The sequence below is a fragment of the Niveispirillum sp. GW835-FHT14G11 genome (assembly GCF_058793615.1).
The window spans coordinates 241456-254790 of sequence record NZ_JBXAFZ010000001.1; the positions used below are offsets into that span (position 1 = coordinate 241456).

9 protein-coding genes are annotated in these 13335 nt (G+C 66.4%); 5 read left to right on the forward strand and 4 right to left on the reverse strand.

Annotation, left to right across the window (positions count from 1 at the left end):
- The first annotated feature begins 299 nt into the window (after positions 1-299).
- The 3 genes from AC1Q7F_RS01225 (at position 300) to AC1Q7F_RS01235 (ending at position 5853) form a co-directional block, all read left to right on the forward strand.
- Positions 300-1988, forward strand: coding sequence for a methyl-accepting chemotaxis protein (locus AC1Q7F_RS01225; protein ID WP_492502974.1), 1689 nt, complete (start codon positions 300-302; stop codon positions 1986-1988).
- Between the two features lie 91 nt (positions 1989-2079).
- Positions 2080-2919: an SGNH/GDSL hydrolase family protein gene (locus AC1Q7F_RS01230; protein WP_492502976.1), complete on the forward strand. Its 840-nt coding sequence runs from the start codon at positions 2080-2082 to the stop codon at positions 2917-2919.
- 63 nt (positions 2920-2982) lie between these two features.
- The gene (locus AC1Q7F_RS01235; RefSeq protein ID WP_492502978.1) at positions 2983-5853 is read left to right on the forward strand and encodes an ATP-dependent DNA helicase; all 2871 of its coding nucleotides are present in this window, start codon (positions 2983-2985) and stop codon (positions 5851-5853) included.
- A 9-nt stretch (positions 5854-5862) separates the two neighbouring features.
- On the opposite strand, the gene AC1Q7F_RS01240 is transcribed toward AC1Q7F_RS01235, so the two are convergent.
- The gene (locus tag AC1Q7F_RS01240) at positions 5863-6024 is read right to left on the reverse strand and encodes a hypothetical protein (protein ID WP_492502980.1); all 162 of its coding nucleotides are present in this window, start codon (positions 6022-6024) and stop codon (positions 5863-5865) included.
- A gap of 291 nt (positions 6025-6315) precedes the next feature.
- Here AC1Q7F_RS01240 and ahcY point away from each other — a divergent pair, with 291 nt between their 5' ends.
- Positions 6316-7611, forward strand: coding sequence for an adenosylhomocysteinase (ahcY, locus tag AC1Q7F_RS01245; protein ID WP_492502982.1), 1296 nt, complete (start codon positions 6316-6318; stop codon positions 7609-7611).
- 314 nt (positions 7612-7925) lie between these two features.
- On the opposite strand, the gene AC1Q7F_RS01250 is transcribed toward ahcY, so the two are convergent.
- Together AC1Q7F_RS01250 and AC1Q7F_RS01255 are read right to left on the reverse strand one after the other, a co-directional pair.
- Positions 7926-8897 (reverse strand): ABC transporter substrate-binding protein, encoded by a 972-nt coding sequence (locus AC1Q7F_RS01250; RefSeq protein ID WP_492502984.1) that lies wholly within the window; start codon positions 8895-8897, stop codon positions 7926-7928.
- Between the two features lie 60 nt (positions 8898-8957).
- Positions 8958-9503 carry a hypothetical protein gene (locus AC1Q7F_RS01255; protein WP_492502986.1) on the reverse strand — a complete coding sequence of 182 codons (546 nt, stop codon included), beginning with the start codon at positions 9501-9503 and terminating at the stop codon, positions 8958-8960.
- A gap of 144 nt (positions 9504-9647) precedes the next feature.
- Here AC1Q7F_RS01255 and murI point away from each other — a divergent pair, with 144 nt between their 5' ends.
- A complete protein-coding gene (gene murI / locus AC1Q7F_RS01260; RefSeq protein ID WP_492502988.1) occupies positions 9648-10484 on the forward strand; it encodes a glutamate racemase in 837 nt (278 codons plus the stop codon).
- On the opposite strand, the gene AC1Q7F_RS01265 is transcribed toward murI, so the two are convergent.
- On the reverse strand, positions 10485-13202 hold the full coding sequence (locus tag AC1Q7F_RS01265; protein WP_492503886.1) for a bifunctional acetate--CoA ligase family protein/GNAT family N-acetyltransferase: 2718 nt from the start codon (positions 13200-13202) through the stop codon (positions 10485-10487). It abuts the gene before it with no gap.
- Positions 13203-13335 lie beyond the last annotated feature (133 nt).

The following is a 13335-nucleotide window of genomic DNA, read 5'->3' on the forward strand; positions in this document are numbered from 1 at the left end:
CCGAAAGTTACAACGATTCTGGCGCTATGGCCGCTTGAAGATAAACTCGCCCGCCTTAATTCTAGCAAGGTCAATCAATTTTGAAATGAAGGAAGAGAAAGTGACGACTGCAAGTAGAGGTAAATTAAATAAAATTCGTTACAGCTATTTTTGATTTTATCTGGTTACCGGATCGCTGTTAACCAGACATACAATGAAATCTTGATGATCCCCGTTCCGCCCATTGTTCCATGGGCGGTGTTGCCACCTCTTTGCCTGCGTCGGCAGAAACTGCCATGGGGCGTAAATTGGAGACAAGCATGCTTGCAAGATTGCGCGATCTGTCGATTGGCCGCAAATTGCTGATCGCTTTCGGCGCCCTGGTGCTGACCTCCGCCGTGGTCGGCACCATCAATCGCGGACAATTGGCCTTCATCGAGCATGGTAATGCCGAGACGATCCACACCTATGAGGTGATGCGCACGGTGCGCCTGCTGTCCACGGCCAAGGTCGACCAGGAAACCGGCCTGCGCGGCTATATGCTGACGGCCGATGCTGATTTCCTTGCCCCCTATCACCAGGGGCTGAAGACCTTCGATGCCAACTATGCCAAGGTCATGGATCTGGTCGCCGACAACCCGGCGCAACAGGCCCGGCTGCGTGAGATCAAGGCGGCGTCGGACGCCTGGAATGTCGAAGTGGCCGCGCCCGTGATCGAGGGCATCAAGAACCCTGCCACCCGCGAGGCCACCCGCGCCAATGCCGCCACTGGTGCCGGCAAGGATCGCATGGATGCCATCCGGGCCAAGGTGCAGGAAGTGCAGGATATCGAGCGCACCCTGCTGGAAAGCCGGCGCGATGGCCTGGAAGACGCGTTCAGCATGGCCAATGCCGCCACCATCGCGGGGGCCGTCGGCTCGCTGGTCATCGCCATCGTGGCCGGCCTGTCGCTGGCCGGGGCCATCGCCCGCCCCATCCGCGCCATGACGGACCAGATGGGTCTGTTGGCCGGCGGCGACAAGACGATCCATATCGACGGGCTGGACCGCAAGGACGAGGTGGGCGGCATGGCCCGTGCGCTGGAGGTGTTCCGCCAGAACGCCATTCGCGCCGATGAACTGGCCGCCGAGCAGGCGCGCGAGCAGGAGGCCAAGCTGCGCCGCACCCAGGTGATGGAAGGGCTGATCGCCCGTTTTGATGGCGAGGTGTCGGCCGTGCTGGGATCGGTGGCGGGTGCCACCAGCCAGCTGGACGCGACCGCCCAGGGCATGACCGCCATCGCGGAGGAAACCCGCGCCCAGGCCACCGCCACCGCCAGCGCCGCCGACCAGACGGCCGCCAATGTGCAGACGGTGGCGTCCGCGGCGGAGGAGATGGCCAGCTCCATCCAGGAAATCTCCCGCCAGGTGGTGCATTCCACTCAGGTGGCCGACCGTGCCACCGATCAGGCTGCCCGCACCAACGAGACGGTGCGGACCCTGGCCGAGGCGGCGCAGCGCATCGGTACCGTGGTCCAGCTGATCTCCGAAATCGCCAGCCAGACCAACCTGCTGGCGCTGAACGCCACGATCGAGGCGGCGCGGGCGGGAGAGGCCGGCAAGGGCTTCGCCGTCGTGGCGTCGGAGGTGAAGAGCCTGGCCAACCAGACCGCCAAGGCGACGGAGGAGATCGGCCAGCAGATCCAGTCGATGCAGGCGGTGACCGGCGACGCCGTGGGCGCCATCCAGTCGATCACCGGCACCATCAGCCAGATCAACGAGGCCATGGCCACCATCGCATCCGCTGTCGAACAGCAGAACGCCACCACGCTGGAAATCAGCCGCAATGTGCAGCAGGCGGCCCTGGGTACGCGTGAAGTGTCGGCCAACATCGCCACCGTGACCCAGGCGGCAGGCGAGACCGGCGCATCGGCCACCCAGGTGCTGGGGGCGGCCCGCAGCCTGGGCGAGCAGGCGGAGGTGATGAAGGATCGGGTGGAGAGCTTCCTGTCAGGCATCCGGTCCGCCTGATCCCGCCCCCCGAAACCGATCTGCGGTCAACCCGGCCCCCCTTTGTTGGGGGCCGGGTCATTTTCCTTTAGCATGCGCGCGGTTGAACCAGATGGTGTCCGTAATGCGCTTCGCCCTGCTTGCTCTGATGGCCGTGATCCTGTCCGCCTGTGCCGGGCGGGAGCCGGTACTGCCGCCGGGCGCGACCTATGTCGCCATGGGCAGTTCCTTTGCCGCCGGCCCCGGCTTGCCGCCCTATCTCGCCGACGCGCCGGCCCGCTGTGCCCGCTCCACCCGGAATTATGCGCATCAACTGGCGGCCCGTCGCGGTCTCGCCCTGGTGGATGTCAGTTGTTCGGGGGCCACGACCGGGGCGGTGCTGGAGGGCTGGAACGAGTTGCCGGCCCAGGCGGCGGCGATCGGCCCCGACACGCGGCTGGTCACCGTGACGATCGGGGGCAATGATGTCGGCTATGTCGGCACGATGATGTCGCTGTCGTGTCGGGCCATTGCCGGCGGTACCGGCCCGGCGGCCGACAAGTGCCGGGCGCCTGCCTGGCCGGATGAGGAAGGCTTCAACCGCCTGGCGGCGGCGTTGGACCGGATCGCGACCGCTGTTCGCGCGAAAGCGCCGAAGGCGTTGCTGGTCTTTGTCGATTATCCCGCGATATTGCCGCCAACCGGCACCTGCACGGCCACGCCATTGCGCGAGGAGGATGCCGACCGGTTGCGCGGGATCGACCAACGAGTGCGCGACCTGACGGTACAAGCGGCGGCCAAGGCCGGCGCCCTGATCCTGAAGGCATCAGAATTGTCGCGTGACCATGGGGCCTGCGGGGCGGAAGCCTGGATGAATGGCTACCCGGTACCCGCCGGGAGCGCCCCCTACCATCCCAACCTTGCCGGCATGACGGCCGTGGCGGCGGCGCTGGATCGACTGCTGCCCCGCTGACGGATTCGTGATGTTCCTGTTTTGTTGATGCATGACGGCGGGACTCCCCTATACTCCGCCGCCATGAGCGAGATTGTCCCCTTCCGCCGGCCCGGTGCCGACACGGCGCCTGACGCACCGGCAAAGCTGCGCACGGCACCGCCGCGCCTGCTGCTGCCCGATGCGCCGGCCATCGTGGTGGGGGCGCGCGGCGTCACCTGGGTGACGCCGGATGGCGAGGTGGACCTGATCCCGCATGACGAGGCGGCCTATCGCCTGCGTCACCAGAATGTCATCCTGGCCCATGCCCGCGCCGTTGGCCGACGGTTGAAGACGGAGCGGATGGCCGATCCGTTCGATGTGCTGGAACTGTTCGCCTTTGTGCGACCGGCCCGGTTCTGCCTGCCCACGCCCAAGGGGCTGGCCGAGGTGACGGGACAGCCCATCCCCGCCGATCCGGAGGCCGAGGCCCTGTCCCTGATCGACAGCGCCCGCGCGCTTCTGTCGGAACTGGCCGAGAATAACCGGCCGGAACCGGACGGGGAGAAGCGCAGGCAGCCGCGCGAGCGGTCGGACGCCGCCGGCATCGGCTGGTTCATGGGCAATGCCGGCTGGTCCTGGGCACCGTCGGTGATGGCGGCGCTGGGCCTGCCGCACGGGCCGGGCGACGGGCGGGCGCGACGCGGGCTGATGGTCTGGAACGGGTTGAAGGAATGGCAGGCGGAAGCACCGGAACCGCCACCTGGCCATATCCCCGTGGAACCGGCCGAAGCGCGCTGGCGCCTGGCGGAACTGGTGGGCAGCGGGGCTGCGGCCGAACCCAGGCCGCAGCAGGCCGATTATGCCAGTGCGGTGTCCACCGCCTTCACCCCGCGCGACGAACAGGGCGTGCCGCGCGTGGTTCTGGCGGAGGCGGGGACGGGCGTGGGCAAGACCCTGGGCTATCTGGCGCCGGCCACGGTCTGGGCGGAGAAGAATAACGGTCCCGTCTGGATATCGACCTACACAAGACAGCTTCAGCAGCAGATCGACAAGGAACTGGACCGGCTGCATCCCGACCCGGCGGTGAAGGCCAAGCGGGTGGTGGTGCGCAAGGGGCGGGAGAATTACCTGTGCCTGCTGAACCTGGAGGAAGCGGCCAACATCGCCCATACCCAGCCGGCCTATGCCACCGCCATCGGCCTGATGGCGCGCTGGGCGGCGGCGACCCGCGATGGCGACATGGCGGGCGGCGATTTCCCCGGCTGGCTGGTCGACATCCTGGGCAAGGGCCGCACCCAGGGGCTGGCCGACCGGCGCGGCGAGTGCGTCTATAATGCGTGTGCCCATTATTCCCGCTGCTTCATCGAGAAATCGGTCAGGCGGGCGCGCAAGGCCGACATCGTGGTGGCCAACCATGCCCTGGTCATGGTGCAGGCAGCATTGGGCGGCGGTGACGATGCCTATGTGCCCACGCGGTATGTGTTCGATGAGGGCCATCATGTGTTCGATGCCGCCGACAATGCGTTTGCCGGGCACCTGACGGCGGCCGAGGCCGCCGAACTGCGCCGCTGGTTGCTGGGGGCCGAGGTATCGGGCCGCAGCCGGGCGCGCGGTCTGCGCCGGCGGGTGGAGGATCTGGTCGGTGGCGATAAGCCTGCCCTGGACCTGTTGCAGGAGATCCAGCAGGCGGCCCAGATCCTGCCGGGCGAAGCTTGGTCGCAGCGCATCCATGGCGGGGAGACCAAGGGGCCGCTGGAGTCGTTCCTGGCGGCGGTGCGTGGACAGGTCTATGCCCGCGCCCAGGGCGTGGACAATCCCTATAGCCTGGAGACCGACTGCAAGCCCGTGGTCGAGGGCCTGCTGGACCTGGCCGACGATCTGGACATCGCCCTGTTGAAGCTGGCCACGCCGCTGGAAAAGCTGGCTGACCGGCTGGTCGAAATGCTGGACGAGGAAAGCGACGAACTGGATACGGAAACCCGTCGCCGCATGGACAGCGTGGCGCGGGCCTGCAAGCGCCGGGCGCAGAACGAGGTGAATGGCTGGCGCCTGATGCTGCAAAGCCTGAAGGGGGAGACGCCGCGCAAATTCGTGGACTGGTTCGGGGTGGAACGGGTCGATGGCCGTGATTTCGATCTGGGCATGTACCGGCATTGGGTGGACCCGACCATTCCGTTCGCTGACACGGTGGGCACCGCTGCCCATGGACTGGTCCTGACCAGCGCCACCTTGACCGACGGCACGGGCGACATGGAGCAGGACTGGCAGGCGGCCCATCTGCGCACCGGCACCGTGCATATGGGGGCCACGGCCCTGCGCGCCGCCGTGCCCAGCCCCTTCGACTATGGCAGCCAGACGCGGGTGCTGGTGGTCAATGATGTGCGCAAGGATGATCTGGGGCAGGTGGCGGCGGCGTACCGGGAGCTGTTCCTGGCAGCGGGCGGCGGCGGGCTGGGCCTGTTCACCGCCATCCAGCGGCTGCGCGGCGTGCATGAACGCATCGCCGAACCGCTGGAGGCGGCGGGCATCCCGCTGCTGGCCCAGCATCTGGACGGCATGGATGTGCCCACCTTGGTGGATATTTTCCGCGGGGAGGAGGATGCCTGCCTGCTGGGCACCGATGCGGTGCGCGACGGGGTGGACGTGCCGGGCCGATCCTTGCGCCTGATCGTCTTCGACCGCGTGCCCTGGCCGCGGCCGGATATCCTGCACAAGGCGCGGCGCAACTATTTCGACAAGATCGCCGCCCGGCGCGGCTTCGATGACATGATCACCCGCCTGCGTCTGCGCCAGGCCTTCGGCCGGCTGGTCCGCCGCGCCGATGATCAGGGCGTGTTCGTGCTGCTGGACCCGATGATGCCGTCCCGCCTGATCGGCGCCTTCCCGGAAGGGGTAGAGGTGCGCAAGGTTGGCCTCGCGGAGGCTGTGCGCGTGACGAAGGGATTCTTGGCCAGGGGCGTACCCCCGGCCTGACCGGAACAATCAATCCGTACTGCGGCGAGAGAAGGCGGCCGCACCGCGCATCAGCCGCTCCATCTCCCGGATGTGCTCGGCCTGCCGGGCCTGCCGCCGCTGTTCGTCCGACTGACCCTCGGTCGTCACAATCCGCCGGCTGCCGCCCTCTTCCCGATCACCATCATCCATGTCCTGTCCCACCCGAAAACGCCCCCATCGCATACGATAGTCCGCCAGCCCACCGGGGGTGGCAATCCGCCCAATGCACATGGCTGGCGTCAAAGTGTCGCGGAGCCGACACCAAACGGCAATAAACAGATGCACACATAAAGATATCTTTATGCTTGCCCGCCAGCGCTCCGCCTGATACATCCAGCACCAGATACGGCGGTCATCATGGCCTGCCGCTGGTTGCGTTTTCGTAAACCTGTCTTTCGTAAAACCCAATGGGGTCGCGCCACCGCGCGACAGGGAGCCATCATGACCGCCTTTACCGATTATAAGGTCGCCGACATCTCGCTGGCCGGCTGGGGCCGCAAGGAAATCACCATCGCCGAGACCGAGATGCCGGGCCTGATGGCCCTGCGTGCGGAATTCGGCGCTGCCAAGCCGCTGGCCGGTGCCCGCATCGTCGGCTGCCTGCACATGACCATCCAGACCGCCGTGCTGATCGAGACGCTGACGGCGCTGGGCGCCACCGTGCGCTGGTCATCGTGCAACATCTTCTCCACCCAGGATCAGGCCGCCGCCGCCATTGCCGCCGCCGGCATCCCGGTCTTCGCCTGGAAGGGTGAGACGGAAGAGGAATTCTGGTGGTGCATCGAGCAGACGCTGCGCGGGCCCGATGGCTGGACCCCGAACATGATCCTGGACGATGGCGGCGACGTCACCCAGATCATGCATGAGAAGTATCCCGAGATGCTGGCCGAGGTGAAGGGCCTGTCGGAAGAGACCACGACCGGCGTGCATCGCCTGTACGAGATGGTCAAGGTCGGCGCCCTGAAGGTGCCCGCCATCAACGTCAATGACAGCGTCACCAAGTCGAAGTTCGACAACCTGTATGGTTGCCGCGAATCGCTGGTGGACGGCATCAAGCGCGCCACCGACGTGATGATCGCCGGCAAGGTCGCCGTCGTCGCCGGCTATGGCGATGTGGGCAAGGGTTCCGCCGCCAGCCTGCGCACCCAGGGTGCCCGCGTTCTGGTGACGGAGATCGATCCGATCAACGCGCTGCAGGCCGCCATGGAAGGCTATCAGGTCGTCACCATGGAAGACGCCGCCCCGCTGGGCGACATCTTCGTGACCGCCACGGGCAATGTCGATGTGATCACGCTGGATCACATGCGCGCCATGAAGGACCGTGCCATCGTCTGCAATATCGGCCATTTCGACAGCGAAATTCAGATCGCTTCCCTGCAGAACTATGTCTGGGACGAAGTGAAGCCGCAGGTCGATGAAGTCGTGTTCCCCGACGGCAAGCGCCTGATCGTGCTGGCCAAGGGCCGTCTGGTCAATCTGGGCTGCGCCACCGGTCACCCCAGTTTCGTGATGTCCGCCAGCTTCACCAACCAGGTGCTGGCCCAGATCGAGCTGTGGCAGAACCATGCCAAGTACGAGAACAAGGTCTATGTGCTGCCCAAGCACCTGGACGAGAAGGTGGCCCGCCTGCACCTGGACAAGATCGGCGCCAAACTGACCGTCCTCAGCCAGGCCCAGGCCGACTATATCGCCGTGCCGGTGGCCGGTCCGTTCAAGCCGGATCATTATCGTTATTGATATCCGGCACCTTCGGGTACGGATATGCGAACCCCCGCCGGGCGACCGGCGGGGGTTTTGTTTTTGGGAATTATTCCCCGCGAAACAGTGGGTGCCCGAGAATTCAGCTTCCTCCACCGTCACCCCGGCGAAAGCCGGGGCCCAGTGTAGAGCGGCGTCTGCCGCGATAAGACTCATGTCGGCGCTGACCGCGCCTTACGCTGGGTCCCGGCTTTCGCCGGGGTGACGGTAGAGGGGGCGGCACCGAATGTGCCCATTGTTCCAATGAGCCGCCGCGTCCATGCGCCTACTACCGGAATGCTAGTGCGATTTGATTACGGCTTCGGCAAAAAGCTGAAATCCACGCCCTGGCGCCAGTCGATGCCGGGCTTGTAGATACCGAGCGCCACCATCTGCCCGGTGAAGGCCTCCCAGCGGTCGGGGGTCATGGTGCCGATGCCCTGCTTGAGCGCATCGCCGCTTTCCACCAGCCCATATTCGATCATCTTGGCGCGTGCATAGGCCAGCGTCTCATCGTCCATTTCCGGATTGTCGCGCTTGATCAGGGCGTTGGCCGCGGACGGGTCGCCCTGCAGATACTGTTTCCAGCCCTCGATCGACGCCTCCACGAAGGCGCGGACCAGTTCCGGTTTCCGGGCGGCCAGATCCTTGCGCACCATGATGGTGGACGCATAGGACAGGTACCCGTCATCGGCCAGCAGGAAGACCTTGGGTTTGACCCCGCCCTTCATCGCCGTCAGCGGCTCCGACGTGGCATAGCCCTGCTGGATCGCCTGCTTGTTCACCAGGAAGGGGGCGATGTTGAAGGTATATTTGCGGATCTGCGCATCCTCGAATCCATAGCGGGATTTCAGATAGCGCCAGATCGTGTGGACCGTGGGATCGCCGATGGAAATGGGCTTGCCCTTCATATCGGCCAGGCTGTTCACGTCCGGCCGGTCATGCGACATCAGGATGACCGGGTCCTTCTGGAACAGGGCGGCCACGGTCACCACGGGTGCTCCGGCCTCCACCAGGTTCAAGGTGAAATAGCCGTTGGACCCCATGGCGGCGTCGATGGCACCGGCGGCCAGCAATTGCTGCGGGTCCATGCCCACGCCGCCCTGGCGCAGGGTGACATCCAGGCCGCGTGCCTTGTAGAGCCCGGCGGCCAGGGCCTGATAGAAGCCGCCATGTTCGGCCTGGGCCCGCCAGTCTGTGGCGAAGACCAGCTTCTCCTGCGCCTTGGCGGGCAGGGCCAGGGCGGCAAGGCCCAGACAGAGCAGTGCGAATTGACGGCGCAGCATTCCCCAACCCTCCGGCCATGTATCCCCCCTTTCTACGGGAGAGGCCGGCCAGGGTGCAAGTTACTGCCCGCCGCCGGCCTTGGCGCGATAGGCGCGCAGCTGCACGTTGAAGCGCTCGGCGAAGATCTGCATGGCCGACACGGTCAGGTCGTACTGCTGGATCAGGGCCAGATACTCCTGTCCAGAAATGCGATTCAGTGAGGCCTTCACCAGCTTGTCCAGGCAGACATTGAAAGCTTCGGATTCCGTGACATAGGCCTTCACCGCCAGTTGCGCGTCACGCATCTCCGCCTCGGTCGCGGTCTTGCCATCGGGCAGCTTGCCCGGCGCCTTGGGACGGGTGCAGCCGGGTGCGGCTGCCGCGGCGGCCTTGGCGCGTTCGTCCTGCTGCTTCACCACATCGCCCATGGTCGGCAGGTTGGCGGCCGACGGCAGCTGCACCGGCGGGGCGGCCTGCGTGGCCGGGCGGGCCGGCTGGTCGGCCTGTCTCACGATCTCACCCAGGGTGGGGCCCACCGGACGGGTGGTGTCCTGGTTGGCGGCCATTGCCGGCAGGGTGGTCAGCGTCAGGGAAGCGGCGAACAGGGAACGGATCAGCAGGGACATGGGACGCAAACGCTCCAGCGCGGGACCAATGATGGTCGCGGAGTTAGGCACAGGCCGCGCCCGCTTGCAAGCGGCGGAAATGCCCTTTCATCGCCCCAAACCCGTGCTAAACAGCGGATACGGGTTCCAGGGATGGGTTTTGGAATGATCGGCGTGTTCGATTCGGGTCATGGCGGGCTGACGGTGCTGCGGACCCTGCATCAAAGCTTGGCCTCCCATGATTTTCTGTATCTGGGAGACCATGCCGACGCCCCCTATGGCGACCGCCCGCCGGAAGAGATCTATCACCTGACCCTGGCGGGCGTGTCGCGTCTGTTCGACCATGGCGCCCAACTGGTCATCCTGGCCTGCAACACGGCCTCGGCCGTGGCCTTGCGCCGCTTGCAGCAGACCTGGCTGGATCAGGCCTGGCCCGGCCGGCGCGTGCTGGGTGTGCTGGTGCCCATGGTGGAGGCAGTAACGGGCGTGCCCTGGATGGCGGCATTGGCCGCCAGCCGCCCGGTGGGTGCGGCGCGGACCATCGGCATCTTCGCCACCAGCCGCACGGTGGACAGCGGCGCCTATCCGCGCGAGATCGCGGCTCGCGCACCGGAGGTGCGGGTGGTGCAGCAGGCCTGCCCCGACCTTGTTCCCCTGATCGAGCAGGACGCGTCCCGCCAGCATCTGGAGGATGTGGTCCGCCGCTATGTCGATGGGCTGATGATCCAGCTGGACGGGGTGATGCCGCAGGCGGTGATGCTGGGCTGCACCCATTACCCGCTGGTGTCGGACCTGTTCACCGCCAACCTGCCGGTGGGGGTGGAGGTGCTGTCACAGCCCGATTTGACGGCCCGGAGCCTGACGGCATATCTGGACCGGCATCCCGAATTCGACTGTCCGGGCCGGGGAGAGGTGACATTCCTCACCACCGGTGACGCGGCACGGATCACCGACCTGGCCACCCGCTTCTTCGGCAAGCCGGCGCGGTTTGAGAAAGTGTGATCACGCCTTCTTCGCGAACCGATAGCTGACCTCCATGATGCCGTGATCCTCGGCGCTGTCATGAAGGGTGAAGCCCAGGTCGCGGCACAGGCCCAGCATCCCGGCATTCTCGCGCAGGACCTCGCCGAACACCTCATGGATGCCACGGCTCTCGGCATAGGCCAGGATTTCGCGCATCAGGCGGGAGCCCAGGCCCTTGCCCTTCATGTCGCTGCGCACCAGCACGGCATATTCGGCCCGTTCATTGTCCGGGTCGGCGGTGATGCGGACCACGCCGAAGATGGGGCCGGGCTGGTCCGCATCCATCGCGTCCAGGGGGATGGCGACCAGCGCCATTTCCCGGTCATAGTCGATCTGGGTCAGGCGTGCCGCCATCTGGTGGGACAGGCGGCGCAGCGGCGCGAAGAAGCGCAGACGCAAATCCTCCACGCTGGTGGCGGCCACCATGTCGTGGATGGCGGGCTCATCCTCCGGCCGGATGGGCCGGACCAGGAATTCCCGGCCGGAACGCAGCTTGACCGTATGTTCCAGCTTCTTGGGGTAGGCGCGGATGGCCAGCCGTTTCAGCGACCGTTCGGTCAGCGGTTTCACCTTGATGCGGCCGTCCAGCGCCAGCACCCCCGCCTCGTCGGCATAGAGCGGGTTGATGTCCAGTTCCGCGATTTCCGGGAAGTCGATGATCAGCTGGCTGACCTTGGTCATGGCCAGCGCCACGGCATCCAGGTCGGCCGGCGCCATATGGCGGTAGCCTTGCAGAAGCTTGTAGATGCGGGTGCGGGCCATGGCCTCGCGCGCCAGGTTCATGTTCAAGGGCGGCAGGGCCAGCGCCTTGTCGTCCAGCACCTCCACCGCCACGCCGCCGGCCCCGAACAGGATGACGGGCCCGAACAGCGCGTCGTCCGCCATGCCCAGGATCAGTTCCTGGGCACCGGGCCGGTGGGCCATTTCCTGCACCGTGAAGCCCTCGATCCGGGCCTCGGGCAGGGCGGTCCTGATGCGCTCCAGCATGGCCTCGGCCTCCGCCCAGACCTGGGCCGGCAGCAGGTTCAGCGACACGCCACCCATATCCGACTTGTGGGTGATGTCGCGCGACAGGATCTTCAGCGCGATGCGCCCGCCCAGCCGTTTCGCCGCGCGCTCCGCCTCCGCCGGGGTGGCGGCGATGACGGTCTGGACACACGGGATGCCATAGGCGCGCAGGACCTCCTTCGCCTCGAACTCCGACAGCCAGCCCCGGCCTTCCGACAGGGCCAGATCGATGATCGGCCGGACGGCCCCCATGTCCACGTCGAACTGTTCCGGTACGCTGGCCGGCATTTCCATCAGCAGTTCCTGGTTGCGCCGGTACTGCACCAGATGCAGGAAGGCACGAACCGCTTGATTGGGCGTCTGGTAATGCGGGATGCGGGCCTGGTCCAGAAGCTTGCGTGACGGGGCCGCCTGTTGCTCGCCCAGCCAGCTGGCCAGCACGGGCAGCTTGCGGCCGCCGCCGGTCCGGCTGTTCTGGTCGCGCACCAGGTCGGCCACGGCCTGGGCCGCGTCGCGCCCGTCGGCCACGGCCGTGGGGCAGTTCAGAACCAGCACGCCGTCGATATTCTTGTCGGCCATGACGATCTGCAGCGCTTCGGCATAGCGCTTGCCATCGGCGTCGCCGATAATGTCCACGGGGTTGTTATGGCTCCAGGTCGGCGGCAGCACCTTGTCCAGTTGCTGCAGTGTCTCCGGCGCCAGCTGCGCCAGCTTGCCGCCGCCGGCGATCAGCGTGTCGGTGGCCAGCACGCCCACGCCGCCGCCATTGGTGACGATGGCCAGCCGGTCGCCGCTGATCTGCACGCCGGTGGCCAGCGTTTCCACCGCCGCGAACAACTCGTCCAATTCCCCCACGCGCAGCATGCCGGCGCGGCGGAAGGCGGCGTCATAGACGGCATCGGCCCCGGCCAGGGCACCGGTGTGCGAACTGGCGGCGCGCGACCCTTCCTCGCTGCGCCCGGCCTTGATGACGATGACGGGTTTGGACCGGGCGGCGGTGCGGGCCGCGGACATGAATTTGCGCGCACTGGTGATGGCCTCCACATAGAGCAGGATGGCCCGTACCGACGCATCCTGGGCCAGATAATCCAACATGTCGCCGAAATCGACATCGGCCTTGGACCCCAGCGAGATCAGGTGGGAAAAGCCGATGCCGCGCGGCGTGGCCCAGTCGACGATGCTGGTGACCACAGCTCCCGACTGCGCCACCAGGGCGATGTCGCCCTTCAGCGGCGGCACATGGCAGAAGCTGGCATTCAACCCGTGGCCGGGCACCATGATGCCCAGGCAGTTGGGCCCGATGATGCGCAGCAGGTGCGGACGCGCCGCGTCCAGCACGGCCTGCTGCAATTTCCTGCCCTCTTCCCCCATCTCCCCGAACCCGGCGGTGATGACCACGGCGGCCTTGGTGCCGCGTGCCCCCAGTTCGGCGATCAGGCCCGGCACCGTGGCCGGCGGGGTGGCGATGACGGCCAGCTCCGGCGTGACGGGCAGGTCGGCGACGGACGGATAGGCCAGCACCCCCTCGATCGACCGTTCGCGCGGGTTCACGGGCATGATCGGCCCGTCGAAGCCGGCATTGAATAGGTTGCGAGCCACTACCTGGCCCACCGATTTCTCCCGCCGACTGGCCCCGATCAGGGCGACCGACGCGGGTTTGAACAGGCTGTTCAGGTTGCGGATGGTCATGGCGGATTCCTCGGCAATCGGGGTCATGCCTCCCGGCAGCATGCCAGGAAGTGGCGGCACCATAAACCGCGACCATCGCCGGGCGATGACATGGGTCAATCCCTGCGTCATTCACTTACGGTTTACATCTTTT

Coding starts and splice junctions, on each gene's coding strand:
- AC1Q7F_RS01225 (WP_492502974.1), top strand. CDS start 300: ATGCTTGCAAGATTGCGCGATCTGTCGATTGGCCGCAAATTGCTGATC.
- AC1Q7F_RS01230 (WP_492502976.1), top strand. CDS start 2,080: ATGGTGTCCGTAATGCGCTTCGCCCTGCTTGCTCTGATGGCCGTGATC.
- AC1Q7F_RS01235 (WP_492502978.1), top strand. CDS start 2,983: ATGAGCGAGATTGTCCCCTTCCGCCGGCCCGGTGCCGACACGGCGCCT.
- AC1Q7F_RS01240 (WP_492502980.1), bottom strand. CDS start 6,024: ATGGATGATGGTGATCGGGAAGAGGGCGGCAGCCGGCGGATTGTGACG.
- ahcY (WP_492502982.1), top strand. CDS start 6,316: ATGACCGCCTTTACCGATTATAAGGTCGCCGACATCTCGCTGGCCGGC.
- AC1Q7F_RS01250 (WP_492502984.1), bottom strand. CDS start 8,897: ATGCTGCGCCGTCAATTCGCACTGCTCTGTCTGGGCCTTGCCGCCCTG.
- AC1Q7F_RS01255 (WP_492502986.1), bottom strand. CDS start 9,503: ATGTCCCTGCTGATCCGTTCCCTGTTCGCCGCTTCCCTGACGCTGACC.
- murI (WP_492502988.1), top strand. CDS start 9,648: ATGATCGGCGTGTTCGATTCGGGTCATGGCGGGCTGACGGTGCTGCGG.
- AC1Q7F_RS01265 (WP_492503886.1), bottom strand. CDS start 13,202: ATGACCATCCGCAACCTGAACAGCCTGTTCAAACCCGCGTCGGTCGCC.